The 26,396-nt window shown below is 73.6% G+C and carries 24 protein-coding genes and 1 pseudogene; 18 read left to right on the top strand and 7 right to left on the bottom strand.

Going from position 1 to position 26,396, the window contains the following annotated elements:
• Positions 1 to 109 precede the first annotated feature (109 nt).
• The 3 genes from HCN51_RS40485 to HCN51_RS40475 are packed head-to-tail and all read left to right on the top strand — an operon-like array spanning position 110 to position 2,068.
• Positions 110 to 955: an RNA polymerase subunit sigma-70 gene (locus tag HCN51_RS40485; RefSeq protein ID WP_346433970.1), complete on the top strand. Its 846-nt coding sequence runs from the start codon at positions 110 to 112 to the stop codon at positions 953 to 955.
• Positions 956 to 972: 17 nt separating this feature from the next.
• Entirely contained in the window at positions 973 to 1,158 is a 186-nt protein-coding gene (locus HCN51_RS40480; protein ID WP_240973763.1) for a dihydrofolate reductase family protein, read from the top strand.
• 40 nt (positions 1,159 to 1,198) lie between these two features.
• Positions 1,199 to 2,068, top strand: coding sequence for an alpha/beta fold hydrolase (locus HCN51_RS40475; protein WP_168017352.1), 870 nt, complete (start codon positions 1,199 to 1,201; stop codon positions 2,066 to 2,068).
• Here HCN51_RS40475 and HCN51_RS40470 read toward each other — a convergent pair.
• Complete coding sequence (locus tag HCN51_RS40470) at positions 2,024 to 2,356, bottom strand: hypothetical protein (protein ID WP_168017351.1); 333 nt, start codon at positions 2,354 to 2,356, stop codon at positions 2,024 to 2,026. The genes HCN51_RS40475 and HCN51_RS40470 overlap by 45 nt on opposite strands.
• A gap of 102 nt (positions 2,357 to 2,458) precedes the next feature.
• On the opposite strand from HCN51_RS40470, the gene HCN51_RS40465 reads away from it, so the two are divergent.
• From HCN51_RS40465 to HCN51_RS40425, 9 genes and pseudogenes are all read left to right on the top strand, one after another.
• Positions 2,459 to 3,565 carry a lysozyme family protein gene (locus tag HCN51_RS40465; RefSeq protein WP_168017350.1) on the top strand — a complete coding sequence of 369 codons (1,107 nt, stop codon included), beginning with the start codon at positions 2,459 to 2,461 and terminating at the stop codon, positions 3,563 to 3,565.
• Positions 3,566 to 4,474: 909 nt separating this feature from the next.
• Complete coding sequence (locus tag HCN51_RS40460) at positions 4,475 to 5,425, top strand: hypothetical protein (protein ID WP_168017349.1); 951 nt, start codon at positions 4,475 to 4,477, stop codon at positions 5,423 to 5,425.
• A 153-nt stretch (positions 5,426 to 5,578) separates the two neighbouring features.
• Positions 5,579 to 6,574 (top strand): hypothetical protein, encoded by a 996-nt coding sequence (locus HCN51_RS40455; RefSeq protein WP_168017348.1) that lies wholly within the window; start codon positions 5,579 to 5,581, stop codon positions 6,572 to 6,574.
• 80 nt (positions 6,575 to 6,654) lie between these two features.
• A complete protein-coding gene (locus HCN51_RS40450) occupies positions 6,655 to 8,691 on the top strand; it encodes a SpoIIE family protein phosphatase (RefSeq protein WP_168017347.1) in 2,037 nt (678 codons plus the stop codon).
• Positions 8,692 to 8,700: 9 nt separating this feature from the next.
• The gene (locus tag HCN51_RS40445; RefSeq protein WP_168017346.1) at positions 8,701 to 9,888 is read left to right on the top strand and encodes an erythromycin esterase family protein; all 1,188 of its coding nucleotides are present in this window, start codon (positions 8,701 to 8,703) and stop codon (positions 9,886 to 9,888) included.
• Positions 9,889 to 9,911: 23 nt separating this feature from the next.
• Positions 9,912 to 10,403, top strand: a complete 492-nt coding sequence (locus tag HCN51_RS40440) for a MarR family winged helix-turn-helix transcriptional regulator (RefSeq protein ID WP_168017345.1) — start codon at positions 9,912 to 9,914, stop codon at positions 10,401 to 10,403.
• A gap of 110 nt (positions 10,404 to 10,513) precedes the next feature.
• Positions 10,514 to 11,404 (top strand): annotated as a pseudogene (locus HCN51_RS40435) (LLM class flavin-dependent oxidoreductase); the annotation flags it as partial.
• Between the two features lie 27 nt (positions 11,405 to 11,431).
• Complete coding sequence (locus HCN51_RS40430) at positions 11,432 to 13,555, top strand: LLM class flavin-dependent oxidoreductase (RefSeq protein WP_168017343.1); 2,124 nt, start codon at positions 11,432 to 11,434, stop codon at positions 13,553 to 13,555.
• Positions 13,556 to 13,627: 72 nt separating this feature from the next.
• Entirely contained in the window at positions 13,628 to 14,857 is a 1,230-nt protein-coding gene (locus HCN51_RS40425; RefSeq protein ID WP_168017342.1) for an alpha/beta fold hydrolase, read from the top strand.
• Positions 14,858 to 14,864: 7 nt separating this feature from the next.
• Here HCN51_RS40425 and HCN51_RS40420 read toward each other — a convergent pair whose 3' ends face one another.
• On the bottom strand, positions 14,865 to 15,605 hold the full coding sequence (locus HCN51_RS40420) for an SAM-dependent methyltransferase (protein WP_168017341.1): 741 nt from the start codon (positions 15,603 to 15,605) through the stop codon (positions 14,865 to 14,867).
• 131 nt (positions 15,606 to 15,736) lie between these two features.
• On the opposite strand from HCN51_RS40420, the gene HCN51_RS40415 reads away from it, so the two are divergent.
• Positions 15,737 to 17,050: an FAD-binding oxidoreductase gene (locus HCN51_RS40415; protein ID WP_168017340.1), complete on the top strand. Its 1,314-nt coding sequence runs from the start codon at positions 15,737 to 15,739 to the stop codon at positions 17,048 to 17,050.
• 114 nt (positions 17,051 to 17,164) lie between these two features.
• On the opposite strand, the gene HCN51_RS40410 is transcribed toward HCN51_RS40415, so the two are convergent.
• Complete coding sequence (locus HCN51_RS40410; protein WP_168017339.1) at positions 17,165 to 18,847, bottom strand: RICIN domain-containing protein; 1,683 nt, start codon at positions 18,845 to 18,847, stop codon at positions 17,165 to 17,167.
• A 253-nt stretch (positions 18,848 to 19,100) separates the two neighbouring features.
• On the opposite strand from HCN51_RS40410, the gene HCN51_RS40405 reads away from it, so the two are divergent.
• Positions 19,101 to 19,655, top strand: a complete 555-nt coding sequence (locus HCN51_RS40405) for a GNAT family N-acetyltransferase (protein ID WP_168017338.1) — start codon at positions 19,101 to 19,103, stop codon at positions 19,653 to 19,655.
• A 7-nt stretch (positions 19,656 to 19,662) separates the two neighbouring features.
• On the opposite strand, the gene HCN51_RS40400 is transcribed toward HCN51_RS40405, so the two are convergent.
• Positions 19,663 to 20,223 carry a TetR family transcriptional regulator gene (locus HCN51_RS40400; RefSeq protein ID WP_168017337.1) on the bottom strand — a complete coding sequence of 187 codons (561 nt, stop codon included), beginning with the start codon at positions 20,221 to 20,223 and terminating at the stop codon, positions 19,663 to 19,665.
• Between the two features lie 67 nt (positions 20,224 to 20,290).
• Positions 20,291 to 20,902 carry a sugar O-acetyltransferase gene (locus tag HCN51_RS40395; RefSeq protein WP_168017336.1) on the bottom strand — a complete coding sequence of 204 codons (612 nt, stop codon included), beginning with the start codon at positions 20,900 to 20,902 and terminating at the stop codon, positions 20,291 to 20,293.
• Between the two features lie 129 nt (positions 20,903 to 21,031).
• Between HCN51_RS40395 and HCN51_RS40390 the strand changes: the two genes are divergently transcribed.
• Together HCN51_RS40390 and HCN51_RS40385 are read left to right on the top strand one after the other, a co-directional pair.
• Positions 21,032 to 22,186, top strand: a complete 1,155-nt coding sequence (locus HCN51_RS40390) for a GDSL-type esterase/lipase family protein (protein ID WP_168017335.1) — start codon at positions 21,032 to 21,034, stop codon at positions 22,184 to 22,186.
• Between the two features lie 70 nt (positions 22,187 to 22,256).
• Complete coding sequence (locus HCN51_RS40385) at positions 22,257 to 22,892, top strand: maltokinase N-terminal cap-like domain-containing protein (RefSeq protein WP_168017334.1); 636 nt, start codon at positions 22,257 to 22,259, stop codon at positions 22,890 to 22,892.
• A gap of 83 nt (positions 22,893 to 22,975) precedes the next feature.
• Here the strand turns inward: HCN51_RS40385 and HCN51_RS40380 are convergent, their stop codons facing one another.
• Both HCN51_RS40380 and HCN51_RS40375 read right to left on the bottom strand, forming a co-directional pair.
• Complete coding sequence (locus HCN51_RS40380) at positions 22,976 to 23,578, bottom strand: superoxide dismutase (RefSeq protein WP_168017333.1); 603 nt, start codon at positions 23,576 to 23,578, stop codon at positions 22,976 to 22,978.
• Positions 23,579 to 23,667: 89 nt separating this feature from the next.
• Positions 23,668 to 24,360: a helix-turn-helix transcriptional regulator gene (locus HCN51_RS40375; RefSeq protein WP_168017332.1), complete on the bottom strand. Its 693-nt coding sequence runs from the start codon at positions 24,358 to 24,360 to the stop codon at positions 23,668 to 23,670.
• 117 nt (positions 24,361 to 24,477) lie between these two features.
• Between HCN51_RS40375 and folE the strand changes: the two genes are divergently transcribed.
• Positions 24,478 to 25,125, top strand: coding sequence for a GTP cyclohydrolase I FolE (folE, locus tag HCN51_RS40370; RefSeq protein ID WP_168017331.1), 648 nt, complete (start codon positions 24,478 to 24,480; stop codon positions 25,123 to 25,125).
• Positions 25,126 to 25,166: 41 nt separating this feature from the next.
• Positions 25,167 to 26,393: an NAD(P)/FAD-dependent oxidoreductase gene (locus HCN51_RS40365; protein WP_168017330.1), complete on the top strand. Its 1,227-nt coding sequence runs from the start codon at positions 25,167 to 25,169 to the stop codon at positions 26,391 to 26,393.
• Positions 26,394 to 26,396: the final 3 nt, after the last annotated feature.

The raw sequence follows: 26,396 nt of genomic DNA, 5'->3' as shown, positions 1-26,396 counted from the left end.
AGCCGTCTGGCAGGACACGGTCGATCCGTTCGTAAAGATACTTGAGCCGGTCTTGGCCGGCCAGGGCTCGCACGGTACGCGGCTTCGCCGTGGCCGCCCGTCCGGCGTCGTGACCAGGACCGGTATCGTCCCGGGAAAGCCCGTTACCACCCTGCGGAAAGGCGGCGACTATGCCCGAGCCGACCGGCGCGGCCCGCACGAGCACGAGCCCGGCCGCCAGGACGCCGCGATGACCCTTTCCGGCGCGGACGTCGAACCCTTCCGGGGCGAGCTGGTGGCCTACTGCTACCGGATGGTGGGCTCGTTCCACGAGGCCGAGGACCTGGCGCAGGAGACGGTGCTGCGCGCGTGGAAGGCGCGGGAGCGGTACGACCCCGCCCGCGCGTCCGTGCGGACCTGGCTGTACCGGATCGCGACCAACGTCTGCCTGACCGCGCTGGAGGGCCGCGCGCGCCGGCCGCTGCCGTCCGGGCTGGGCGCGCCCAGCGACGACCCCGGGGCGCCGCTCGCGCCGGCGTTCGACATCCCCTGGCTGCAGCCGTTCCCCGACGCCCGCTTCGACGTGGACGCGCGGGCCGGCCTGCGGCTCGCGCTGGTGGCGGCCATGCAGACGCTGCCCCCGCGGCAGCGGGCCGTGCTCGTGCTGCGCGAGGTCCTCGACTTCACCGCCGCCGAGGTGGCCGGCCAGCTCGGCACCACGGTCCCCGCCGTCAACAGCGCCCTGCAGCGCGCCCGCGCCGCCCTCGCGGACGCCGGCGAGAGCGCCGACCTCGCCGAGGTCGGCGAGCCGGACGACCCCAAGGTGCGCGAGGTGATCGAGCGGTACATGCGGGCGTTCGAACGGGCCGACGTCCCCGCGCTCGTGCGGCTCCTCACCGACGACGCCGTCCTGGAGATGCCGCCCGTGCCGCTGTGGTACCGGGGCAGCGCGATGTCGTCATCACCGGCAGCCTGAGCGTCGTCCGCGCGCTGATGGCCGAGGACCTGATCGACGAGTACCGGCTGCTGACCTTCCCCACCGTCCTCGGCACCGGCGACCGCCTCTTCCCCGAGGGCGGGCCGGCCGCGTACCTGCGGTGCCTGTCGGCCGAACCGGCCGGCGCCGCCGTCCTGACCCGCTACGGGCTCGAAAGGGACGGCGGCCCGGCCCGCCGGTAAATATCGGCGCCCGGCGGCGGGCAGCCGCTACCGTGCCTCCATGGCGCACGAGCGATATGTCCCCTCCGGGCCGTTGCGGATCTGGACGGAGCGGATCGGGGATCCGGAGCGGCCCGCCGTCCTGATGATCATGGGGTCGGCCGCCCAGAGCGTCAGCTGCCCTGACGCGCTGGTCGGCCGGCTGGTCGAGCGCGGGGTCCAGGTGATCCGGTTCGACCATCGGGACACCGGCCGCTCCAGCACCGTCGACTTCGACGCGCACCCGTACACGATCGGGGACCTGGCCCGCGACTGCCTGGCCGTCCTGGACGGCTACGACCTCGACTCCGCGCACGTCGCCGGCACCTCCCTCGGCGGCATCCTCGCGCAGTGGCTGGCCGTGCACGCCCCCCGCCGGGTCCGCTCCCTGACCGTGATCTCCAGCTCACCGATGGGCCACGACCCGGGCCCGGTGTGGGCGCGGGCCCAGGCCGGGGAGCCGGCCGACCCCGACGACCTGCCGCCGCCCACCCCGGCCTACCTCGCCCACCTGGCCGCCGGGCTGCCGCCGGGCCTGGAGTCCGACGTGGCCCTGTTCCGGGTCTTCAACGGGCCGGTCCGGCCGTTCGACGAGCCGGCCGCGCGGGCGATGCTGGAGCTGGCACTGTCGCGCGCCGCCGACCCGGCGGCCGCCGCCCACCACCACCGGGCCGTGTGGCTGGACGAGCCCGGCCTGCTCGCCCCGCTGTCGTCCATCACCGCGCCGACCTCGATCGTGCACGGCGACCACGACCCGCTCTACCCGCTCGCCCACGGCGAGGCGCTGGCGGCCGCGATCCCGGGCGCGGCCCTGCACGTCGTGCCCGGGATGGGCCACGTCATGACCTCACCCGGCCTGCCCGAGGAGGTCGCCGACCTGATCCGGCTCTGATCCCGCCGCGCGGCGCGATCGCTCCCAGGCCGGCGGGTACGCGGCGGCGAGCAGGACCTCCCGGTCCACGTCCTGCTGGGCCGTGCTCGCGGCGGAGGCGTTCGCGGCGGCGGGGACGGTGCTCACGAGCAACGCGCAGGCGGCGGCGGCACCGCCGAGGACGGCCTCCGACGATCCTGGTCGGGAGGCCGTCCAGCCCGTACGGCGATGTCCGCCCACGTCGGCCCGGCCCTGGACGATCTCCGTGGCCGTCCTCCGGCCAGTCGGCGGCCCGTCGCGGGCGACCACTGGACGATCTCGGACAAAACCCCCTGGCTGGTCAATGTGCGGCGCCCTACCAAGGCCTTCAGAGAAAGGTCCGACGGACCAAGTCCCTCACGGAGGCACTCAATGCATATTCGCTCAAGGCGACGCATCGCGTACGCCGCCCTGGCCGGCGTGCTGGCGCTCGGCGGAACGGGGCTCACCATAGGGGTCGCGACGGCACAACGCGAGACCGACGACCCGGATCTGGCCATGGTGAAGGAGGCGGCGAAGAAGGGCGACTCCCTCACGACCAGCACCTCGAAGGAGGACGCGGAGCCGGAGCCGGAGTCGGAGGAGATCAGCGTCGCGGACGAGCCCGACGACCCCGCCGAGTCCGACACCTCGTCCGCGGCCGACTCCGCTTCGGACGACACCACCACCGAGTCCGACACGGACTCGGAGGCGGACACGGACACGGACACGGACACCGAGACCGACGCTGACGCCGACGCCGACGCCGAGCAGGCCGACGGCGTCGAGACAACGGACAAGACCGACACCGAAGACAGCACTGACGATGGGGAGATGGCCGCCGGGGAGGAACAGGCTGCCACCGACCTCACCGAGGAGCAGGCCCGCTGCCCGTTCACCACGATCTACAAGGGCAGCGTCAAGCAGATGCTGATCAAGCGTGAGGGTGTGCGGACGAAGGCGTACAACGCCGGCGAGAAGACCAAAAAAGGCAAGAACCGCAACATCATCACCATCGGGATCGGCTTCAACCTCAGCCGCGGCGACGCCCGGACCATCGTCAACCGCGTCCTGAGCGAGACCACCCCGCCGTCCGAGCAGGACGACATCAAGTCCGGCAAGGCGTTCGACGACCTCAAGGCCGGCGTGACCGAACTGACCGAGGAGCAGGTCAACGCGCTGTTCGAGGTCTCGTACGAGGAGGCCAAGGACCTCGTCACCCGCCGCGGCATCGAAAGCTTCGACAAGCTGCCCCGCTCGGTGCAGGCGGCGTTGATCGACGTGGCGTTCATGCGCCCCGGCAACATCAACGACATCGCCGACGAGGTCAACCTGGGCACCCAGGCGGCCCTGGCCAAGAAGCAGCCGTTGACCAGCGCCAACTACGGCCCGGCCGCCAAGCGCCTGGAGACCTTCGGCCGCATCGCCGCCAAGCGCGGCCAGGCGGGCAACAAGACCCGCTTCGACCAGGACGCCGCGATGCTCCGCAACAAGTGCTGACCTCGCACCCCTGAAGCACCATGGGGTCGTGCCCGCCGTCCCTCCCCGGACCGGCGAGCACGACCCTTCCTCATGCCCGCCTCCGCCCGCCGCCAGCCCACCCGGGCCGCCCTTCGCTCGGCGGGACGGTGCGCGCCGGTCTCCGGCACACGACGCTCGGCACTTGGCCCCGGTCGCGCGTCGTCTGGCTGGACGCCGTTGTGCGCGCCGGAGTCCAGCGCGCCACACCCCGCCGACGCGGCGCCCGGAGGGCGGGCGTTGCCGTGCCGCGCCAGGTTCGCGGCGCGCCAGCCGTGCCGCGGCGCTCGTTCACGGCGCCCGTTCCGTGACGCCCGTTCCGTGACGCCCGTTCCGTGACGCCCGTGCCGCGCTCCGCCGGTTGGGCGCTCGGCAGGCGTGTGCTGCCGTGCCAGCCGCCGCACCCAAGACGTCCCTGCGTGTGACGCTGTCCTACGGGGATGCGCTGCCACACCTGTGCGCCACCATGTGCGTGCCCGTCGTCTTGGGGCGCCGCGTCGGCGGGACGGTGTGCGGCGGAATCCGGCGCTGGACGGTCGGCGCCAGGCCCGGTCGCGTGTCGTCCAGTTGGGCGCCGTTAGGTGCGCCGGGCTCCATCGTGTCGCACCCCGCCGGGCGGTGCTTGGAAGGCGGCGAGGTGTGGACGGCCAGGAAGGCCGGGAGCGCCGCACGGTGGGCAGGGGCGCGACCGGCGGTGACGGCGAGCCCGTCCCCTGGACATCGGTATGGGGCGATGGACAACGTCCTCACCTGGCTGGTCATCGCGCAGCCCCGTACTCAGGAAGTCGCTGGAAACATTCCGACGCGTTTCGGTTCCCGGGCAGGGGTCTCCGGATCGAAGACAGGGGGCCGGTGCCTGCCGAGCGCGTCACCATGAGAGGGGAAACACAGGTGAGAGCACCTTCGAAGCTTCGTCTTGCGGTGGCCGGCCTGGCGGTCGGCGGTGTGCTGGCCGGTGGCGGGCTCGCCGCGGGGCCGGCGCAGGCGCAGGCGGACGATCCGTTCGGGTTCGGCGGTTCGTCCGGCGGCAGTTCGTTCGACTTCGGGCTGACGCAGCCTCAACCAGGCACGGGCACGGGCACGGGCAGCGGCGGCTCGGGCTCGGGCGGGTTCGGCGACTTCCTCAAGGATCTCGGCAAGGACCTGGGCAAGCAGCTGAGCAGGGAGGCGCTGGACAAGCTGCTCAACCGCAACAAGAACAACAACACCACGACCACGCAGCCCGGTGCGACGGTGCCGCAGGTGCCGGCGGAGGACGGTACGGTCTCGTCGGGTGAGGTGGATCTGACGCAGCAGCTGCCCAGCACGACGGCGGCGGGCAGGCGGGTTCCGGAGTCGGTCGAGAAGGTGCTGCGCGAGGCCGGCATCAGCATCGTGGACTGGATCATCAAGCGGCAGCCGGGCAGCAGGCGCGCCGGTTTCGGCTCGTACCGGGAGCCGGAGCGGTACTTCCGTCCGGAGCTGCAGCGGCAGTTCTGCCGGGTGCCCGGCAGCGTGCGCCTGTTCGGCACGACGGTCCGCAACGGCCGGTTCGCGCCGACGAACTTCATCGGCGGCGACAACCTGGGCCGCACGCTGGTCCTCGGCCGGAACTCGTTCCTGGCCCCGTCGGGGAACAAGCTGAAGAGGTTCAGCACGGTCAACTACGTGTTCGTGTCGCGCAAGGGCGCCGAGGTGCTGCGCCCGCAGCCGCGCGTGGCGAGGAACACGGTCCTGGAGGACCGCGTCAGGTACTCGACGGACTTCCTGAAGAGGGGCGTCAAGTACACGGTGGTCGTCCGGTACGTCAACACCTGTAACGAGCCGGTCGTGGACGTGATCGGCAAGGTCAGGCGGCGATAGCCGGAGGTTCTGGTTCGTCGTGCGGGGTGGCCCCCGAAGCGTGGGGGCCGCCCCGCTGTCGTGTACGAGGCGGTCCGGCTCTGCCGATCGGGAGATCCGCCGGGCGCGCGCCCACGAATAGGGGCCGACAGCTTCATCTCGTCAGGGGGCACGATGATCCATCAGGACACCACCACCAGGGGCCGGCGGGAACGCCCGGTCCCGCCCGGCCCGCTCCAGGAGTTCGCCCAGGGGTTGCGCGACCTGCGGATGGCGGCGGGCAATCCGAGCTACCGGGCCATGGAGCGCAAGGCGGGTTACTCGTCGTCGGCACTGTCCGCGGCCGCGTCGGGGGACCGGCTGCCGAGTCTGGCGGTCACGAAGGCGTACGTGGGGGCGTGCGGCGGCGACCAGGACGCGTGGGCCAGGACGTGGAACGCGCTGCGGGAGGATCTGGACAACAAGCCGCACGACGGAGACTCGACCGGACGCCCGCCGTCCCGGCGCCGGTTCCGGCGGCTGCGGCTGGACGGGGGCGTCGTCAAGCTGTCGGCGCTCCTCGTCGCGGTCGGCGTGGCGGGGCTGGCCACGGCCGGCGCGTTACGGGACGACCTGCTCTTCCGCGCCATCTCGACGACAGAGGACGGCAAGGCGCAGCCGCGGGAGAGCCGCCCGTCGTTCACGGCGGTGGCCGGGCCGGGCTGCCCGCGCGACACGACGCGCAGCGTGCGCATCGACGGCATGCCGGGCCGGGACGGCTGGAAGGACGCCGCCGCGTCCGGCTGGACCGGAGCCGGGTGCGGGGACAGCTTCCTGTTCTCGGAGCTGAAGCCGCGCGGGGATGCGAACCCGCGCAACTCCTTCCAGTGGCGTTTCACCACGGGCCTGCGCGGCCCGCACCAGTGCACGCTGACGGTCTACGTCCCGAAGTCGGAGCTGGCGGGGCAGCGTGTCTGGTACACGGTGAGCGACGGGTTCGACGAGGAGGCGCGTACGGTGGGGGAGTTCACCCTCGACCAGAGCGTGCGGCAGGGCCAGTGGGTCCCGGCGCCGGCGCCCCTCATGGTCACGACCGGCCTGGTGATCGTGCAGATCACCGACACGGGCCGCGGCAACGCCACGGGCGACCAGGCCATGGCGGCCGGCCCGGTCAGGCTGTCCTGCCTCTGATCCGCCGCCCCGATGGCGTTCCCGCAGGCTGCTGGGGGGTATCACAGGCGAGAGGTGTGACCATCGGGGGGAGGTCACAGATGGGCAGGGCCAGGAACGGCGGGCGCTGCGGCCTGGCGTTCGAGGTGCTCGATCCCGCACCGGTGGGAGTGGCCGTCACCAGCGGCTCCGACCACCGGCTGCTCTACACGAACGCGATGTATCGGGCACAGTTCGGCGAGAGACCGATGGGGCTCCCGCTGGAGAAGGCGTTTGCCGAATTCGTCCAGAAACGTTACGGAAAGCTGTTCGACCAGGTGTACGCGACGGGCGAGCCCATGGTCCTCGACGCGGACCCGGTGCGTCTCGGCGGCGAGGAGCGGTTCTTCACCTCCAGCCTGTCGCGGGTCTCACTGGGGCCGGGCGAGCACGGCGTGCTGGTGGTGACGACGGAGGTCACCGAGCAGATCAACGCCACGCGCGAGTTCCGCGCGATCGCCGACGAGCGCAGCCGCATCCTGCGGCGCTACGAGAGCCTGATGCGGGTCAGCGCGGAGATCATCTGGGTGGCCGGCCCGGAGGGCGAGGTGATCGAGCCGAGCCCGAGCTGGCGGCGGGTGACGGGCCAGCCGTGGGAGGAGTTCCGCGGGCACGGCTGGCAGCGGATGCTGCACCCCGACGACCGCGCTCCGACGATGGAGGCGTGGTGGCGGGCCGTGCGCGGCGGCGCGGACGTCTGGGAGCAGGTCTACCGGCTGCGCACCGCCGACGGCTGTTACCGGCACTTCCGCGCGCAGGCCGTGCCGATCAGGGAGAACGGCCGGATCGTCGAGTGGGTGGGCACCTGCACCGACATCGAGCAGCAGTGGCGCGACCGGCGGCGCCAGCAGATCCTCGACCGGGCGAACGCGGCCACGGCCGACCTCACGAGCCTGCCGGAGATGCTGGGTGCGCTCGCCGACGTGATCGTCCCGGAGCTGGCCGACGGCTGCGGCGTGCACCTCATCACCGACCTGACCAGCATCAGGCAGGCGGGGGTGCCGTTCGTGGTGGAGCGGCTGGCCACCGCCGCCCGTAGCGGCCTGCGGCGGCTGCCGCCGTACAGTGAGGAGCATCTGCCCGCCGACAACGCGCTGGTCAGGGCCGTGCGGCAGCGGCGCCCGCTGCTGAAGATCTTCCCGAAGGGCGTGCCGCCGGACAATCTCGCGCCCGCCGAGTTCCAGGCGTGGCTGGAGGCGAACGAGGCCAACAGCCTGCTGACGCTGCCCGTCGTCGTGGACGGCGCGGTCCCCGCCGTCGTCAGCGCCGTGACCTGCGGGGACCGGGCGCCGATCGGCTGGGACGACATCGAGGTGCTGGGCGAGATCTTCGACCACGCGCACGACGCGCTGAGCAACGCCATCCGCTTCCAGCGTGCTCAGCAGGTCGCGCTGGCCCTGCAGCACAGCCTGCTCGCCGAGCCGCCGCGCCTGCCGGACCTGGAGATCACGGCCCGCTACCAGGCGAGCCCGTCGGCGGCGGAGGTGGGCGGCGACTGGTACGACTCGTTCGTGCTGCCCGACGGGGTGACCGTCGTGGCCATCGGTGACGTGGCCGGCCACGACCTGGGCGCCGCCGTCGTCATGAGCCAGCTCCGCAACATGCTGCGCGCTCTCGCGATGGACCGCTGCGAACCTCCCGGCGAGATCCTGACCCGCCTCAACCTGGCGATGGAGTCACTGGCGGAGGAGGTGACGGCCACGTGCGTGCTGGCCCGCGTCGAGAAGGCCGATGGGGGCGGCCACCGGCTGCACTACGCCGTCGCGGGCCATCCGCCGCCCCTGCTCGTCAGCGCCGACGGGGAGAGCTCCTTCCTGGACGGCGCGACCAGCCCGCTGCTGGGCTTCCGGCACGAGGGCATGTGCGCATCGGAGGTCCGGCCGCTGCCGCCGGGCAGCACGTTCCTGCTGTACACGGACGGTCTCGTGGAGCGCGCGGGCGAGCACCTGGACCGGGGGCTGGAGCGGCTGCGCCGGCTGGCGGGCACGCTGGCGGCCGAGCCGATCGACGCCTTCTGCGACAACCTGCTCAGCGGCCTGCCCACCACGGGCCTGGACGACATCGCGGTGATCGCGCTGCGGCTGCCTCCCGCGCCGTAGTGTGGAGTCGTGCCGGACGACGTGACGGAGTGGCTGGCGGCCCGGGCCGTGCCGCTCGCGAGTCTCGACCCGGGCGCCGGCCCGGCCGGGCTCCGGCCGCTGAAGGCCGCGTTCGGGGGCGTGCGGCTGGTGGGGCTGGGCGAGGCCACGCACGGCAGCGCGGAGTTCTTCCTGCTCAGGTGGCGGCTGACGGAGTTCCTCGTCAAGGAGCTGGGCTTCACCACGCTCGCCATCGAGGCGAGCGCCGCCGCCGCGCGGGCCGTGGACGCCTACACCGCCGGCGGCCCCGGCGATCCCCGCGAGGCGCTGGCCGGGCTGGGCTTCTGGACGCTGAACACCGCCGAGATGCTGACGGTGCTCCAGCGGCTGCGCGAGCACAACCGCACCGCCGACCGCCCCGTCCGCTTCGTCGGGATAGACCCGCAACATCCGATGATGGCGCTGGCGGAGCTGCGCGGCTGCCTGGGGCAGGCCGCCGCCCCGCTGCTCGGCCCGCTCGGCGACCTCGGCGCCTCGGGGTTCCTGCGGCAGCTGGACCGGCAGGTCGAGGCGGACGCGCGGCGCCTGGAGGAGCACGTCCACGAGCACGGCCCGCCCGAGGCCCGCGAGCCCGCCCGGATCGTGCGCCAGTTCGCCGACGTGGCGAGCCGGCCGTACACCCACGCCGATCCGGCACGCACCCTCGGCGTCGCCCGCGACCGCTACATGGCGGAGAACGTCGCCCTGCTCATGGCCGACCCCGCCGCCAAGGTCGCCGTGTGGGCGCACAACACCCACATCACGAAGCGGGCCCGCGCCGCCCCCATGATGGGCACGCACCTGGCGCGCACGTTCGGGGCCGCGTACTACGCGCTCGGCCTGCTGTTCGGGCACGGCGAGTTCCGCGCCCACCGGCGCCGGTTCGGCCGGCTCGTCCGCGGCGGCCCGGTCCGCTTCCGCGTCCCGCCGGCGGACACGGGCCGCAACGTGGAGGCCCGCCTGTCCGCGGCCTGCCCCGGCGACCACGTGGTGGACCTGCGCGGCGGCGACCGCCCCGAGCCGGTGTCCGCCTGGCTCGCCGCCCCCGGCGAGCTGCGCTCCTTCGGCGCCGTCGCCCGGCGCCTGACCGTCCGGCGCACCTTCACGCCGACCGTGCTGGCCGAGGCGTTCGACGGCCTCGCCTTCCTCAACCGGGTCGGCGGCTCCACCCCGTCATGACCGCCCCTGGATAGGATGCGCGCATGAGCACCGAGCAGGCAGGTGGTGACAACCTGGGCTGGACGCTCGGGGTGCTGCTGCGGGCCTACCAGAGCACGGTCGTGGCCGTGATCGGCGATCTGCCGCACGGGCCGCGCGGCTACCAGACGCTGGCCGCCGTCGTCGGCGGGGAGCATCCCACGCAGCTCGCGCTGGCCGCCCACCTGGGCATCGACCGCACCGTGCTGACCTACCTCCTCGACGACCTGGTGGAGGCAGGGCTGGTGGAGCGCCGGCTCAACCCGGCCGATCGCCGGCGGCGGCGGATCGTGGTGACCGACAAGGGGGAGCGCACGTTCCAGGAGCTGGAGCGGCGGGTGCGGGAGGCCGAGGATCGGCTGCTCGGGGCGCTCGGCGCGGACGAGCGCGAGACGTTCCGGCGGCTGCTGGCCCGGGTGGCCCGCGACGTGCAGGACATCGATCCCGTCACCGATCCCTGTGACGTGGCCGAGGAGATGCTGACGGACGGGCGCTGACCCCGCCGGAATGCCCGCAGGCAATGTGCTGTTGTGCAACTCGTCTGGAGCGGAGATAGTCTGCTCCACAACACATCTGCCTGGCTCGGGCGGAGGAGGGACAGCACACCATGCCTGACTACGGGCACGACCTGATGTTCGGGTCCTTCATCACGCCGGCGAACGCCTCGCCGCAGGACGTCGTCGCGCTGGCACAGGAGTCGGAGGCCGCCGGGCTCGACCTGGCGACCTTCCAGGACCACCCCTACCAGGCGGCGTTCCTCGACACCTGGACGCTGCTGTCGTACGTCGCCGCCCGCACGGAGCGCATCCACCTGTCGGGCAACGTGATCAACCTGCCGCTCCGCCCGCCGGCCGTGCTGGCCAGGGCCGCGGCGAGCCTTGACCTGCTGAGCGGCGGCCGGTTCGAGCTCGGGCTGGGCGCGGGCGGCTTCTGGGACGCCATCGAGGCCATGGGCGGCCGGCGTCTGAGCCCCGGCCAGGCCGTGGACGCCCTCAGCGAGGCCATCGACGTCATCCGCGGCGTCTGGGACGCGGGCAACCGGGCCAGGCTCCGCGTGGACGGCGCCTACTACCAGGTCGACGGCGCCAAGCGCGGGCCCGCCCCGGCGCACGACATCGGGATCTGGCTGGGCGCGTACAAGCCGAAGATGCTCCGCCTCACCGGCGCCAAGGCCGACGGCTGGCTGCCGTCCCTGCCGTACCTGCAGAGCCTCGACCAGCTCGCCGACGCCAACGCGACCATCGACGCCGCCGCGACGGAGGCCGGGCGCGCGCCCGCCGCGATCCGCCGCCTGCTCAACATCACCGGCCGCTTCGGCGCCGCGCCGAGCGACCGGCTGCTGTCGGGGCCGCCCGAGCAGTGGGCCGAGCAGCTCGCGGTGCTCACGCTGGAGTACGGGATGTCCGGCTACGTCCTCATGGCCGACGACGCGGGCACCATCCGCACGTTCGGCGAGCAGGTCGCGCCCCGGGTGCGCGAGCTCGTCGCCAAGGAGCGCGGCACCGTGGAAGGGGGGCGATGAGCGGTGGACTACGGTCACCCGCTGCGGCTTGGCGTGCTGCTGACGCCCGGTGCCGGCGCGGCGGTGCAGCGGGCGCGGCTCGCTGAGGAGCTGGGCTACGATCTTGTCGCCGTCCGGGACGAGCCCGCGGGCGTCGACCCGTGGACGTTCCTGAGCTGGGTCGCCGCCCGCACCGAACGCGTCCGCCTGCTCGCGGGCGCTCCCGGAACGGCGGGCCCGGTGGGCAACGCCGCCGTGCTGGCGCGGGCCGCCGCCAGCCTCGACCTGCTCTCGGGCGGGCGCGTCGAGCTGGCCCTGGGCGTGTCCGGCGGGCTGGACGAGGCCATCGACGTCATCCGCGGCATCTGGGCGGCGAACGTGCGCTCGCCCCTGCACGTCGAGGGCCGGCACCATCGCGTGACGGGCGCGGAACGCGGCCCCGCGCCGGCGCACGAGATCCCGCTCTGGATCGCCGCTCCCGCCGAGGACCAGGACGCGCTGCGCCTGGTCGCCGCCAAGGCCGACGGCTGGCTGCGCACCACCTCTGACCCTCCCACCGGCGAGGCGGCGAACGCGCTGATCGACGAGACGGCCAGGGCGGAAGGGCGGGACCCGCGCGAGCTGCGCCGCCTCACCGTCGTCACCGACCCCTCCGGGCAGTTCGTCCCCCTGATCACGACCGGCGGCTTCAGCACCCTGCTCCTCGCCACCGACGACGAGGAGACCCTGCGCCGCTTCGCCGCTGAGGTGGCCCCGGCCCTGCGCGCGGCCAGGGGAGAGGTCGCCGGCCGGACTCCGCGCAGCGTGTTCGTCCGCCGCCACCGCCGCGAGGGCATCGACTACGACGCCGTCCCCGAAGCCCTCGCCGCCTCGGCCGTCGAGCCGGGGGACGCCGCCTACGCCCGCGTCCGCTCCACGTACCTGCGTGGCGGTTCGCCCGGCCTCGTCCTGCGGCCCGGCACGCCGGAGGAGGTGGGCCAGGCCGTGCGCTACGCCCGTACGCAGCCGGTCAAGCTGTCGATCCGCAGCGGCGGGCACGGCATCAGCGGCCGCTCGACCAGCAACGGCGGCATCGTCATCGACGTGTCCCGCCTCGACTCCGTCGAGCTGGTCGACAAGGCCACCCGCCGCATCCGCGTCGGCCCGGGCGCCCGGTGGGGCGACGTCGCCGCCGCGCTCGCCCCGCACGGCTGGGCGCTCACCTCCGGCGACTACGGCGGGGTGGGCGTCGGCGGCCTGGCCACGGCGGGCGGCATCGGCTGGTTCGTCCGCGAGTACGGGCTGACGATCGACCGCCTGCGCGCCGTGGACATCGTGCTGGCCGACGGCGGCCTCGTGCACGCCGACGACGAGGAGAACGCCGAGCTGTTCTGGGCGGTACGCGGCGCGGGGGCGAACTTCGGGATCGTCACCGCGTTCGAGTTCGAGGCGCACGAGGGCGGCGAGGTCGGGTTCGGCCAGTTCGTGCTGGACGCCACCGACACGGCGGGCTTCCTGCAGCGGTGGGGCGCCGTCATGGAGGCGGCCCCGCGCGACCTGACGAGCTCGCTCATCATCGGCCAGGCCCGCCCGGGGCAGCCGCTCATCGCCCAGATCATGGCGGTCGTGCACTCCGGCGACGCCGAGACGATCATCGACCGGCTGCAGCCGATCGCCGCCACGGCTCCGCTGCTGGACCACGCGATCCAGGTGCTGCCGTACGAGGCGATCATGCAGGTGCCGCACGGCCCGCACGACGCCCAGGGCGAGCCCGTGACCAGGGCGGGCCTCGCCGACCACCTCACGCCGGAGCTGGCCGCCGCGGCGGCGCGGCTCGTGGCGAGCGGCCGCACGTACTTCTTCCAGATCCGCGCCGCCGGCGGCGCCGCCTCCGACGTGCCCCCGGACGCGACCGCGTACGCGGGCCGCTCGGCGAACTTCTCGCTCGTGGCGTTCGGCCCCGGCCGGCGGGCCCTCGACGAGATGTGGGACGGCATGCTGCACCACTTCTCCGGCCAGTACATCAACTTCGAGACCGACCAGCGGCCCGAGCGCGTCGAGGAGGCGTACCCGGAGCCGACGCTGAGCCGCCTGCGCGCGCTCAAGCGCCGCTACGACCCGGCGAACGTGTTCCGCGACAACTTCAACATCACCCCGTCCGCCCCCTGATCGCAGCGACCCCGCGCACCGCGATCACCGGCGCCCTACGCTGGATCACAGACGCCAACCCTTGGAGCGGCGATGCGTGCGGGCGTGCGAGCGAAGGCGGCGGCGGGGCTGCTCATCGTCCTGACACTTCCGGCCGGGCTCGCGGCGGGGCTCGGCGCGCTGTGGGCCGGCGCCGCCGTGACCGGCAACCGGTACGTCGCCCTGACCGCGGGCGCGGCGGCGATGGGCGGGGTCGCGTGGTGGATGTGCCGGTCGGCGATGCGCCACGTGACAGGCTCGCCCTTGGCGCGGGGCGCGGTGCCGGTCGCGGTCGCCGCCGTCGAGCTGGCCGTGGCCGCGATTCCCGTCGGCGGCCTGCTGTTCGGCGGCCCGCCGTCCACCCCGATGGCGGCCGGGCCGGGCACCGGTCACTGGGACCTGCCCACTGGCTCGCGCATCGCCTACACGCGCACCCCCGCGCGGGGCGAGCGGCGCAGGGACACGCCGGTGATCCTCGTACACGGCGGCCCGGGCGCGCCCGACACCGAGCCGTCGCCGCTCGCGCCCGCCCTCGCCGCCGAAGGCTTCGACGTGTACGCCTACCACCAGGTCGGCGCCGGCCGCTCCAGCCGCCTGCCCGACGTCACCGGCTACACCCTCGCCCGCCACGTCGCCGACCTCGACGCCGTCAGGGCCGCGACCGGCGCCGAGCGCGTCGTGCTGGCCGGCGTCTCCTGGGGCGCCCAGCTCACCGCCGCGTACCTGGCCGCGCACCCGGACCGGGTGGCCCGCGCGGTCGTCGCCTCGCCCGGCACCATGTGGTCCCCCGCCTACCCCGGCAACCGGCAGCTCACCGACAGCGGGCTGCGCGACCAGGACACGGCGGTGCGCGATCGGCACCCGCGCCTGCTGCTCGCGCACCTGCTCATCCAGCTCGCGGGCCCGCGTGTCACCCACGCCCTGCTGCCGGACGAGGCGATGGACGGCGAGTTCGAGTCGCTCGTCGGCGACCTCGACCTGAGCTCCGGATGCCCGGGACGCCCGCTGCGGCAGCGCCCGGCGGGGGCGGGCTTCTGGGCCAACGCGATGAGCGCGAACGACGCCCGCCGCGCCCCCGACCCCCGCCCCGCGCTGCGCGAGGTGGCGGTGCCCGTGCTGGTGCTGCGCGGCACGTGCGACTACCTGCGCCCCGAGGTGGCCCGCGAGTACGCCGACGTGCTCCCGAACGCCGTCTTCCACGCGATCGACGGCGCCGGCCACGACCTCGCCCACGACCGCCCGGACACCTACCGCGACCTGGTCACGACGTTCCTGCGCGAGTGAGAGGGCGTCAGGCCCGGCGCAGCAGGAGCGTGACGAACCCCAGCACGCCCCGATACCCCTTCAGCCACATGTCACGATGCTCGCGGGCGGCCGACAGCGCCGCCTCGCCGTCCGGGCCGGGATGGTCGAGGGCCCAGCGGGTGAGGCTGCCGGTCCAGGACCACTCGTACTCGTCCCACTCGCCGAGCGTGCTGGTGTGCGCGTGAACGGTGGCGTACCCGGCGCCCTCCGCCCGCTGCACCGTCCCGGCCAGGCCGGCGTACTCGCCGGGCTCGGCGTCGAGCAGGGCGAGCAGCTCGGGCGTGGGCGGCCGCTCCCAGAAGCCCTCGCCGACCAGCGCGAGCCCAGCGGGCCGCAGGTGGCCGCGCACGGCGTCCAGGGCCGGCGCGAAGCCGCCGAAGGCGTGCGTGGCGCCCACGCACAGCACCAGGTCGTACGGCTCGTCGGCGGCGAAGTCGGCGGCGGGGCCGTGGTGCAGCCGCAGCCGGTCGGCCACCCCGCGCCGCCCGGCCTCCTTGACGGCCTCGGCGAACCCGGTGTCGGAGATGTCCACCCCGTCGGCCGTCGCATCGGGGTAGAGCGACAGGGCCCTGACCAGCCACGCCGCCGAGCCGCAGCCCAGGTCGAGGATGCGGGCCCGCGCGGGCGGCCGCGCCCGCACGAGCAGCCGCTCCAGGCTCTCCTCACTGACGGGCGCGGCAATGGGGTGGTCGGCGTGGGCGAGATGGCTGATCAGCTGGCGTTCCATCCGCCGCAATATGCCGTACGGGAGACACGGCGGCAAAAGAGTATTTGCGCGCGGCGGGTCACACTTCCCGCGCGGGATCCGTCATATCCGTGCCCCGGGACCGACCGGGGCCAGTGATGAGAGGGAGAGACATGACGAACACGGATCTGCGCGCCGCGGTACGAGGCCGGGTGCTGCTCCCGGGCGACGACGGTTTCGAGGAGGCGGCGAAGCCGTGGAACCGGTCGGTGCGCCAGCCGGTGGCCGCCGTCGTGGAGCCCGCCGACGTTGACGGCGTGGCGGACACGGTCCGGTACGCGGCCAGGACCGGCCTGACCGTGGCCGCGCAGCCCAGCGGCCACGGCGCCTCGGGCGACACCGACGGCGTCATCCTGCTGCGCACCGGCCGGCTCGGCGGCGTGGACGTGCGACCGGAGGAGCGGGTGGCCAGGGTGGGCGCCGGCGTCAGATGGGGCGAGGCGCTGGCCGCGACCGGCCCGCTCGGCCTGACCGGCCTCGCCGGCAGCAGCCCGGTCGTGAGCGTGACCGGCTACACGCTCGGCGGCGGCCTGAGCTGGTTCGGCCGCCGGTACGGGTTCGCGGCCGACAGCGTGCGCGCGTTCGAGGTGGTGCGCCCGGACGGCGAGCCCGCCACGGTGACCGCCGACTCCGACCCGGACCTGTTCTGGGCGCTGCGCGGCGGCGGCGGCGACTTCGCCGTGGTGACGGCGATCGAGTTCGGCCTGCACCCGGCGCCCGCCCTGTACGGAGGCCGGATGATGTGGCCGGGCCACCGCACCCGCGAGGTGTTCGAGGCGTTCCGCGAGATCACCGCCGAGGCACCCGACGAGCTGTCGGTGTGGTTCAACCGCTTCCAGTTCCCGCAGGGCCCGCCCATGGTGGCCGTGGACGTCGCCTTCCTCGGCGAGGAGGGCGAGGGCCGCGCGCTGCTCGCCCGCCTGGACAAGATCGACGACGTGCTCGCCGACAAGCGGGGCCCGCTGCCCGTCGCGAGCCTGGGCGCCATCACCGACGAGCCCACCGACCCGTCGCTCAGCCGCTCCCGCGCCGAGCTGCTCACCGGCCTCGACGACGCGGCGGCGAAGGTGCTGCTGGACACGCCGCTGGAGCCGGTGCTCGCCGTGCAGGTCAGGCACCTGGGCGGCGCCCTCGCCGGCGCCCGCCCGGGCGCGGGGCCGAGCGGGCCCGTCACGGAGCCGTACCTGCTCTACCTGCTCGGCCTCGCGCTCAATCCGGAGCTGTCGGCCGCCGTGGGCGCCCGGCAGGAACGCTTCGCCGGCGAGCTGGGGGCGCTGGTCAGCGGGCGCAAGCCGTACACGATGCTGGGGCCGGGCGACCGCGCGGTGGCGGCCTTCACGGAGGGGGACCTGGCGCGGCTGCGGGACATCAAGCGGGCCCGCGACCCGCACGGCGTCCTGCGCGCCAACTTCCCCGTCCTCGCCTGACAGTCCCGTCCGTGCCCCGGGACGTGCCCCGGGACGTGCTCCGGGGCGGGCGCCCGAGCCCGCCCCGGAGTTCCTAGTCCGTTCCGGAGTTTCCGAGCCCGCCCCGGAGGGACGTCAGCCGAACGTCACGACGAGCCGGCCGTCCGAGGCGAACGACCAGCGCAGCGTGCCCGCGTAGGACGCGCAGCGGGAGCCGTTCGTGCCGGTCCAGAACTGGTTGGAGCCGTCGGCGTCACCGACGATCTTGTCGTTGGTGCCGCTGCTGCTGCGGCACGAGGTGTTGCCGCGGAACACCGAGCTGCCCCCGTCGAAGGAGAAGTTGCGCTCGGCGTTGTCGATGCTCACGTTGTCCGTGATCGCCATCGTGCCCAGGTTGCGGTTGTAGGTGAAGCCGTGCTTGCCGTTGTGGTAGGCGATGTTGCGGCGGATGACGTGGTTGACGCCGATGTCCTCGCCGCCCAGCTTGAAGCCGTTGCGGTCGCCGTTGCCGGCCTGGCTGCCGTCGCTGAGCGTGCCGTTGTCGTACGACAGGGAGTCCTCGATCGTGACCGGGCCGATGGGGCCGGTGTCGGTCTTGGTGTAGAGGTCCCAGCCGTCGTCGATGTTGTTGCGGGCCACCGCGTAGCGGAAGACGTTGCCGGAGCCGACGGTGAGCTTGGCGGCGAAGCCGTCGGCGTCCTCGCCGTCGGAGTCGGCGTTGTCGTGCGACAGCGCGCTGAGGATGAGGTTGTCGGCCGGCCACTGGCTGTTGGGCGTGTCGGAGGCGATGCGCGACAGCTGCAGGCCCGTGTCGCGGTTGTAGCGCGTCACGGTGCGCTCCAGGATGTTGTTGCTGCCGCCGACGAAGATGCCGTTGTCACCGGCGCGCTCGACGACCACGCCGTACACGTGCCAGTACGAGCCGTTCACGGCCAGGCCCCGGTTGGCCGGGTCCTCGCTCTGCGCCGAGAAGTTCAGCACCGGGGTCTCGCCCGGGTAGGCCGACAGCTTCTTGCGGGCGCTCGCGGTGCCGTTGTTGCCGGGCGCGATGGTGACCGTCTGAGAGAAGTTGTAGGTGCCGCCGCGCAGGTAGATCGTTCCGCCGGCGGCGATCCTGGTGATGGCCGAGGTCAGCGTGGTCGGGTCGGCCTGCGTGCCGGTCGCGCCGTCCTTGCCGCCCGGGGCCACGTACAGGGTGTCGCCGGTGGGTGGCGGGGTCACGGTCGGGGTCACGGTGGGGGTCACGGTGGGGGTGGGGCTGGTCGTCGGGCCGCTCCCGGCGGGGCGCAGCGTCCACTGCTTGGTGGCCACCGAGTCGCAGGAGTTCTGCTGCAGGACGGCGCCGGCCGCCGTCGAGCTGTCCTTGACGTTGAGGCACTTGCCGCCGTTGGCGTTGACCACCCGGTAGCCGGCGCCCGAGGCGACGAGCTGCCAGGTCTGCGAGGCGGCTCCGGTGCAGGTCTGCTGCTCCACGGCCTTGCCCGCGCTGGTGGAGGCGTCGCGGACGCCCGCGCACTTGCCGCTGTGCTCGGCCTTGATCTGGTACGTGCCGCCGGAGGCGGTGAGCGTGAAGACCTGCCCGGGGCCTTCCGCGCACGCGCTCTGCACGAGCTGCACGCCGTCGGCGGTGCTCTGCCCGGGAACGGCGGCGCACAGGCCGCTGCCGGCGTTGACCAAGGTGTAGTTGCCGCTGGACGGAGCCGCCGAGGCGGGCAGGTTGAACGCGGCGATCAGGCCGCCGGTGGCGAGCAGACCGGCGGTCGCCACGACCGCCAGCCGCCGTGCTAAGAGCTGGTTGTTGCGCACGTTCTCATCCATTCCATAGGGGTGGGCCGTCGTGCCAACCGGTTGCAAGCACACTGACGTTACCTGGAGGAAACGTCAATACAGCGAGGTAAAACTGCAAACCATTCGCGGTGTCATGCCTGGTCGCGTCGGTTTGCCTGCAACAACCGATTGCAGAAACGCAGCGGTTTGCAGCACGGAACGGGGTACGTGAAAGTTTCACGGAAAGGGGTCGCCGCCCGATGTGCGTATATTGGTCGGTCCGAAGCCGGAAAGGAGCTGCTTGATGTTCGCGACCCCCCTGGGAGACGACGGCGCGGTGCTGCGCCCGCTGGAGCCGTGGCACGCCCAGGAGTTCCTGGCCCACATGGAGCGGGGCCGCGAGTTCATCGGGCGCTTCATCGCGCTGGCCGACGCGGTGGTGGACGAGGCGTCCAGCCGGGCGTTCCTGCAGTCGTACGCGGACAAGGCCGCCGCCGACACCGCCCGCATCTACGGCATCTGGACCGGCGGCACCCTCGTCGGCGGCGTCCTGTTCCGGACGATGGACCTCAGGATGGGCACCGCCGAGGCCGGCTGCTGGCTGGAGCCGGCCGGCGTCGGCAAGGGGCTCGTCACCAGGGCGGCCCGCCTGATCATCGACTGGGCCGTCGAGGAGCGCGGCATCCACCGGGTGGAATGGCTGGCCGCCGCCGCCAACGAGGCCAGCATCGCGGTCGCGCGGCGCCTCGGCATGAGCAGGGACGGCGTGCTGCGCCAGAGCTACCTGCACCGGGGCGAGCGCTACGACGTGGAGGTCTGGTCCGTGCTCGCCCCCGAATGGCGGGCGGCCACCGCCTGACGCCCCGTCAGCGCAGGTACCGCAGGACGGCGTGGCGGATCTGCTCCGGCGTCATCGGGTCGGTCGACAGGGCGCTGTGCAGCACCAGCCCTTCGATGAGCGCGTCGAGCTCCCTGGCGGTGGTGGGGTCGAAGTGGCGCTCCAGCGCCCGGCGGCTGCGGGCCATCCACGCCTGTGTGACGGCCCGCAGGGCCGGGTTGCGGGCCGCGGCCACGTACAGCTCCACGGAGAGGACGAGGTCGGCCGGCGAGCCGAGCAGGCTGTCCGACACCAGCGTGACGACGGCCTCGGCCGCCTCGTCGCGGTCGCGCGCGGTGCTCAGCCGCTCGTCGAACACGCGCGCGACCGCGTCGGCGTGCCGGGTGAACGCCTCGGCGAGCACCTCCTCCAGCGAGGAGAAGTGGTAGGTCATCGAGCCCAGCGGCACGTCCGCGGCGCGGGCGATCTCCCGGTGCGTCGTGCCGGCGACGCCGCGCTCGGCGATGACCGCGAGCGCGGCGTCGATCAGCCGGTCCCGCCGGCCGGGGTCGTGCCGGCGCGCCCGCCTCCGCGCGGCGGGGCCGCTCACGGGATGGTCACCGTCGCGTCCGGCGGGGCCGCTCGCGGGATGCTCACCGCCGGGTCCGGCACGCCGCTCAAGGCGTGCTCGCCGTCGCGTCCGGTGCCTCGCCCGGCTCGATCGTCCGGATCACGCGGGCGGGGTTGCCGACCGCGACGACGTTCGGCGGCAGGTCGCGGGTGACCACCGCGCCCGCCCCGACCACCGTGTTGCCGCCGATCGTCACCCCGGCCAGCACGATCGCGCCGCTGCCCAGCCACACGTTGTCGCCGATGGTGATCGGCCGCGCGGCCTCCCACTTGGCGCGCCGCAGCTCCGGATCGATCGGGTGCGTCGGCGTCATGAGCTGCACGTTCGTCCCGATCTGCACGTCGTCGCCGATGGTGATCGGCGCGACGTCGAGGGCGACGAGGCCGTAGTTGGCGAACGAGCGGGCGCCGATGCGCAGGTTGCTGCCGTAGTCGACCCGCAGCGGCGGCCGGATCACCGTGCCCTCGCCCACCGCACCCAGCAGCTCGGCCAGCAGCCGCCGCCGGGCCTGCGGGTCGCGGGCCGGCGAAGAGTTGTACGCCTCCATCAGCTCCTCGGCCCGCAGCAGGTGCTCGGCCAGCTCCGGGTCGTCGGCCAGGTAGAGGTCACCGGCGAGCATGCGCTCCCGCATCGTGCGGTCGTCCACGTTCGAAGTCATGTGTACGAGCGTACATAACGGCCCGCTTGGGTAGGACGGGCGGACCCTGGCTCCGGCGCGGCGCCTGCTCCAGGCTGGTCGGGGGCGGCCCCCTATGGCCGTCCGTGAACCTTTTGGGGGAGCACGTTCATGACGATGTCCAGTGGTGACGACCGGCTCGCGTGGGTGGCGGGTTTCCGCTCGGGCGTGATCAGCCCGTACGAGGAGATCAAGCTGGCCGAGCCGCGCGGCTTCCGCGACCAGACGGTACGCCAGCCGCTCCTGATGGCCGGCGGCGGCGAGCGCGTCCGCCTCCGGCTCACCAACCGCTACGGCCGCGCCCCGCTGACGATCGGCGCCGCCCGCGTGGCCCTGCGCGCGGCCGGCGGCGGGATCGTCCCGGAGACCGAGCGCGAGGTGCGGTTCGGCGGCGCCGCCGAGGTGACGATCCCGGCGGGCGGCGAGATCGTCGCCGACCCGGCCGAGCTGGCCGTGGCGGCCGGCACGCACCTGATGCTCAGCCTGTACCTGCCGGGGGAGACGGAGCCGGCCACCTACTCCCACCAGCCGATGGAGGTCGCCTACGTCGTACCCGGCGACCAGGCGGGCGCCCCTGACCTGCCCGGAGCCGAGCAGGTGCCCGCCCGCTTCTACGTGTCCGGCGTGGACGTGCACGCGCCGCGCGGCACGGCGATCGTGGTCGCGTTCGGCGACTCGTGGTTCGAGGGGGTGGGCACCACGATGAGCGCCGACCGGCGCTCGGTGGACGCGCTGAACGCCCGCCTGGAGCGCGGCTGGGTGGTCAACCAGGGCATCGCCGGCAACCGGCTGCTGGTGGACGAGGTCGGCGAGCACGCCCTGGCCCGCCTGGAGCGCGACGCCCTGGCGGTGCCCGGCGCCACGCACGTCCTGGTGAACCTCGGCATCAACGACCTCGGCCTGCCGGGCATGGCCGGCCTGCCGCCCGCGACCGCCGGCGACCTGATCGGCGGGTTCACGGAGCTGGCCGGACGGGTGCGGGCGGCGGGCCTGACCGTGCTGGCCGCCACGATCGGGCCGTTCGGCGGCGCGATCTACCCCGGCATCAGCACCCCGGAGGGGCTGGCCGCGCGCCGCGAGGTCAACGACTGGATCCGCACGGGCGGCGCCTTCGACGCGGTCTTCGACGTCGCCGAGGCCGTCGCGGACCCCGGGAAACCCGACTTCATCCGGCCCGGCTTCGACTCGGGGGACGGCATGCACCTCAACGACGCCGGCGCCCGCGCCATGGCCGGCGCGGTGGACCTCGCCCACCTCAAGCTCTGACCGGGGCAGGCCGGGGGCCGGATGGGAGGATGGGCGGATCATGACGCTCGACCGAAAGCGATGATCTGCCATGGCCGTCATTCACCACACCGTCCTCAAGCCGACCAAGCTGGAGCTGCTGACCTCCTGGCTGCCGTCCCGCCCGTGGTACCGCGGCGGCGCGGCCGGGCGCCCCGAGCCGGCCAAGGCCGGCGGCTTCCGGCTGGACGACCCGGAGGGGGCGGTCGGGATCGAGTTCCTGGTGGTCACCGACGCCGCCGGGCCGGGCTCCTACCTGGTGCCGCTCACCTACCGCGGCGCGCCGCTCGACGGGGCCGAGCACGCGTTGGTCGGCACCATGGAGCACGGCGTGCTGGGGCGGCGCTGGGCGTACGACGGCATGCGGGACCCGGTGCTGGTCGCGCAGCTGCTGGCGCTGATCGAGGGCCGCGTGCAGGCGCAGGACCAGAACGCCAGCGACACCCTCGATCAGGATGTCACCCGCTCCTGTGCCGGCGGTCCGCTCGCCTTCAAGGGGCACGTCGCCAGCGACGACGAGGAGGGGACCGTGCTGGCCGCGCCGTCCGGCCCGGCCCTCCGCCTGCACCGCGTCCTGCGTCCTGGTGAGGACGCCGCGCCGGCGGGGGCGATCGGCCACGTCGCCGGCTCCTGGACCGCGGCGGACGGCACCCGCGCCCGAGGGCTGTTCGCCACCCTGCGCCCCTGAGACGCACCCGCACGAGGGACGGCGCCCGCCTGGCCCCGCGGACCAAGCTGCGGCCAGGCGGGCGTCGCCGGTTCGGGGGTGCGTCAGGCGCCGCGGGCGGCGTCGTAACGGGCGATGACGTCATTCCAGTTGATCAGGCCCCACAGTTTCTCCACGTAGTCCGGGCGGACGTTGCGGTACTGCAGGTAGTAGGCGTGCTCCCAGGCGTCGAAGACGAGCAGCGGGGTGGTGTTCATGCCGACGTTGCCGTGGTGGTCGTAGACCTGCTCGACCACGAGGCGGCGGCCGAGCGGCTCCCACGCGAGCACGCCCCAGCCGGAGCCCTGCACGGTGGCGGTGGCGGTGGTGAGCTGCTTCTTGAACGCGTCGAACGAGCCGAAGTGCTCGGTGATCGCCTCGCCCAGCTCGCCGTCGGGGCGGTCGCCGCCGTCGGGGGACAGGTTCTGCCAGAAGATCGTGTGCAGCACGTGACCGGACAGGTTGAACGCGAACGTCTTCTCCAGCCCGACCAGCCCGCCGAACTCGCCCTTGTCGCGCGCCTCGGCCAGCCGCTCCAGGGTGTCGTTGGCGCCCTTGACGTAGGCGGCGTGGTGCTTGGCGTGGTGCAGTTCGAGGATCTCGCCGGTGATCGCGGGCTCCAGCGCCGCGTAGTCGTAGGGCATGTCCGGCAGGACGTACTCGGCCATGGTGGCTACCTTCCAAGAGTTCTTACTTGCATATAACTCGCAATAACAATAGTCACGCAAGTAGCCTCTTGTCGCGGGTAAGCGCGGGCTCAGTGGGAATCGTGGCCGGCCGGGTGGAGGCGGACGCAGCAGTGCTCCGGGGCCGGCTCCAGGCGGGCCGTGACGTCCGTCGCGGCGAGACCTTCGAGCAGGCCGGTGAGCAGGCACAGGTTCATGCCGCAGACCAGCTCGGTGTGCTGCTGGGCGAGGGTGTGGAAGGGGCAGTTGACCAGGGCGATCGTGTCGCCGCAGTCGCGCGGCTCGAAACCGAGGGCCTCCAGGGCCTGCGCGAGGCCGGTGCCCGCGCCGCGGGCGTCGCGGCCGAGGTCGCGGCCCAGCTCGCGGGCGCGGCGGTCGAGCACGGTGCGCGGGGGCTCGCCCGTGGCCTGCGCTTCCGTGAGGGCGTCGGCGAGCAGGTGGGCGGCGGTCTCGTAGCGCCGGTCCGGCAGCGAGACGGCGATCTGGCCGGGGGCGCGCCGGTAGAGCTTGGCGGGGCGGCCGGCGCCGGGCCCGGTACGGCCGGTGCGGCGCTGGTAGACGGCTTCGAGCAGCCCCTCGGCCACCAGTTTCTCCAGGTGGAAGGAGACGGTGTTGCGGGGCGCGCCCACGGCGTCGGCGGCCTCGTCGCGGCCCACTGGTGCCGGCTGGCGCACCACGAACTCGTACAGGCGGCGCCGGGTCGGCTCGTCCAGCGCCGCGATGGCGGAGATGCGTGCCGGCCATGCACCGTTGACGTCGCCCATTCTAAAACCCATTCCTGTTGACGAAATTGCCGTGCCCCTTCTAATGTTAACGAAACTCGTCAATAGAAGAAGGGGTGGCACGATGCGGGACGCATCCGATGATCGCGGGCGGGCGGCATGAGCGAGACCGTGACGGAGCCGGCCGGTGAGACGGCCGCCGCGTCCGCCGACCACCAGCAGCGGCGCCTGCGCGTGGTCCGCGGCGGCGACGGCGTGGACCTGGAGGCCGCGCAACGCGCGGTGGCCGACCTGCTGGCCGCGCTCGGCCGCGACGCGCAGTCCGAGCACCTGGCCGACACGCCGAAGCGGGTCGCGCGCGCCTACGCCGAGCTGCTGGCGCCGCGCGCGTTCGACCTGACGACCTTCCCCAACGAGGAGGGGTACGACGAGCTCGTGCTGGCCCGCGACATCCCGGTGCAGTCGCTCTGCGAGCACCACCTGCTGCCCTTCCAGGGCGTGGCGCACGTGGGCTACCTGCCCGGCGACCGCATCCTGGGGCTGTCGAAGCTCGCCCGGGTCGTCGAGCTGTTCGCCCGCGACCTCCAGGTGCAGGAACGGCTGACCAAGCAGGTGGCCGACTGGCTCCAGCAGCACCTGGCGCCCAAGGGCGTCGGCGTGGTGATCGAGGCCGAGCACCTGTGCATGTCGATGCGCGGCGTGCGCGTGCGCGGCTCCCGCACGGTGACCTCCGCCCTCCAGGGGCTGCTGCGCGAGGACGCGCGTTCCCGGCAGGAGTTCTTCGCGCTGTCCGGCGTGCCCGCCTAGCCCCTTGTGTTCTGGACGAACGAGCAGACAGGAGATCGACGATGCCGGCACCGACCACGTTCGTGATCGCGGGAGGCGGCCTGGCCGCGGCCAAGGCGGCCGAGGCCCTGCGCGAGGAGGGGTTCGACGGCACGATCGTCCTCGTCGGCAGGGAGCCGCACCTGCCCTACGAGCGGCCGCCGCTGTCGAAGGGCTACCTCCAGGGCGGCGACGAACGGCAGAAGATCTTCGTCCACGACGCGGGCTGGTACCGCGAGCACGCCGTGGACGTGCGCACCGGCGTCACGGTCACCGCCGTGGACCCGGCCGCGCACCAGGTGACGCTGTCCGGCGGCGAACGGCTGCGCTACGACAAGCTCCTGCTCGCCACCGGCGCCACCCCGCGCCGCCTGACCGTCCCCGGCCACGACCGCGGCCACGTGCTGTACCTGCGTACCGTGGACGACTCCGACCGGCTGCGCGCCACGCTGTCCACCGCCCGCAGGATCGCCGTCGTCGGCGCCGGCTGGATCGGCCTGGAGACCGCCGCCGCGGCCCGCGCGGCCGGCGTCGCGGTCACCGTGATCGAGCAGGAGCGGCAGCCGCTGCTCGGCGCCCTCGGCCCCGAGATCGGCGCCGTCTTCGCCGGCCTGCACCGCGAGCACGGGGTGGACCTGCGGCTGGGCGCCCGCCTCGCCGAGGTGACCGAGGAGGGCGTGCGGCTGGCCGACGGCAGCCACATCGACGCGGACGCCGTCGTGGCCGGCATCGGCGCCGTCCCCGACACCGATCTGGCCGCCGCCGCCGGACTGACGGTCGACAACGGCGTCAAGACCACGGCCGACCTGCGGACCAGCGATCCCGACATCTTCGCCGCCGGCGACGTCGCCAACGCCTACCACCCCCGCCTGGGCGGCCACGTCCGGGTCGAGCACTGGGCCAACGCGCTCAACCAGCCGGCCGTGGCCGCCCGCGCCATGCTCGGCCAGGAGGCCGCTTACGAGGAGCTGCCCTACTTCTACACCGACCAGTACGACCTGGGCATGGAGTACCTCGGCCACGTCCCGCCGGGCACCGCCCACGACGTGGTCGTCCGCGGCGACGTGCGCGAGCGCGCGTTCCTCGCCTTCTGGCTGCGGGACGACCGGGTGGTCGCGGCGATGAACGTCAACATCTGGGACCAGGGCGACCAGCTCAAGGCCCTCGTCCTGGCCGGCTCCCCGGTGGATCGCGCCGCGCTCGCCGACCCGTCCGTCGCGCTGGAGCGGCTGGTGCCCTCAGGAGCGTGAGCG

It is taken from the genome of Nonomuraea composti (assembly GCF_012034275.1).
In the GTDB taxonomy this organism is placed as follows: domain Bacteria; phylum Actinomycetota; class Actinomycetes; order Streptosporangiales; family Streptosporangiaceae; genus Nonomuraea; species Nonomuraea composti.
The sequence above is the reverse complement of the archived record's forward strand: the minus strand, read 5'-3'. Positions and strand labels throughout refer to the sequence as shown.

Coding starts and splice junctions, on each gene's coding strand:
- HCN51_RS40480 (WP_240973763.1), top strand. CDS start 973: ATGGCCGAGGACCTGATCGACGAGTACCGGCTGCTGACCTTCCCCACC.
- HCN51_RS40475 (WP_168017352.1), top strand. CDS start 1,199: ATGGCGCACGAGCGATATGTCCCCTCCGGGCCGTTGCGGATCTGGACG.
- HCN51_RS40465 (WP_168017350.1), top strand. CDS start 2,459: ATGCATATTCGCTCAAGGCGACGCATCGCGTACGCCGCCCTGGCCGGC.
- HCN51_RS40455 (WP_168017348.1), top strand. CDS start 5,579: ATGATCCATCAGGACACCACCACCAGGGGCCGGCGGGAACGCCCGGTC.
- HCN51_RS40450 (WP_168017347.1), top strand. CDS start 6,655: ATGGGCAGGGCCAGGAACGGCGGGCGCTGCGGCCTGGCGTTCGAGGTG.
- HCN51_RS40440 (WP_168017345.1), top strand. CDS start 9,912: ATGAGCACCGAGCAGGCAGGTGGTGACAACCTGGGCTGGACGCTCGGG.
- HCN51_RS40425 (WP_168017342.1), top strand. CDS start 13,628: ATGCGTGCGGGCGTGCGAGCGAAGGCGGCGGCGGGGCTGCTCATCGTC.
- HCN51_RS40420 (WP_168017341.1), bottom strand. CDS start 15,605: ATGGAACGCCAGCTGATCAGCCATCTCGCCCACGCCGACCACCCCATT.
- HCN51_RS40415 (WP_168017340.1), top strand. CDS start 15,737: ATGACGAACACGGATCTGCGCGCCGCGGTACGAGGCCGGGTGCTGCTC.
- HCN51_RS40410 (WP_168017339.1), bottom strand. CDS start 18,847: ATGGATGAGAACGTGCGCAACAACCAGCTCTTAGCACGGCGGCTGGCG.
- HCN51_RS40405 (WP_168017338.1), top strand. CDS start 19,101: ATGTTCGCGACCCCCCTGGGAGACGACGGCGCGGTGCTGCGCCCGCTG.
- HCN51_RS40395 (WP_168017336.1), bottom strand. CDS start 20,902: ATGACTTCGAACGTGGACGACCGCACGATGCGGGAGCGCATGCTCGCC.
- HCN51_RS40390 (WP_168017335.1), top strand. CDS start 21,032: ATGACGATGTCCAGTGGTGACGACCGGCTCGCGTGGGTGGCGGGTTTC.
- HCN51_RS40385 (WP_168017334.1), top strand. CDS start 22,257: ATGGCCGTCATTCACCACACCGTCCTCAAGCCGACCAAGCTGGAGCTG.
- HCN51_RS40380 (WP_168017333.1), bottom strand. CDS start 23,578: ATGGCCGAGTACGTCCTGCCGGACATGCCCTACGACTACGCGGCGCTG.
- HCN51_RS40375 (WP_168017332.1), bottom strand. CDS start 24,360: ATGGGCGACGTCAACGGTGCATGGCCGGCACGCATCTCCGCCATCGCG.
- folE (WP_168017331.1), top strand. CDS start 24,478: ATGAGCGAGACCGTGACGGAGCCGGCCGGTGAGACGGCCGCCGCGTCC.
- HCN51_RS40365 (WP_168017330.1), top strand. CDS start 25,167: ATGCCGGCACCGACCACGTTCGTGATCGCGGGAGGCGGCCTGGCCGCG.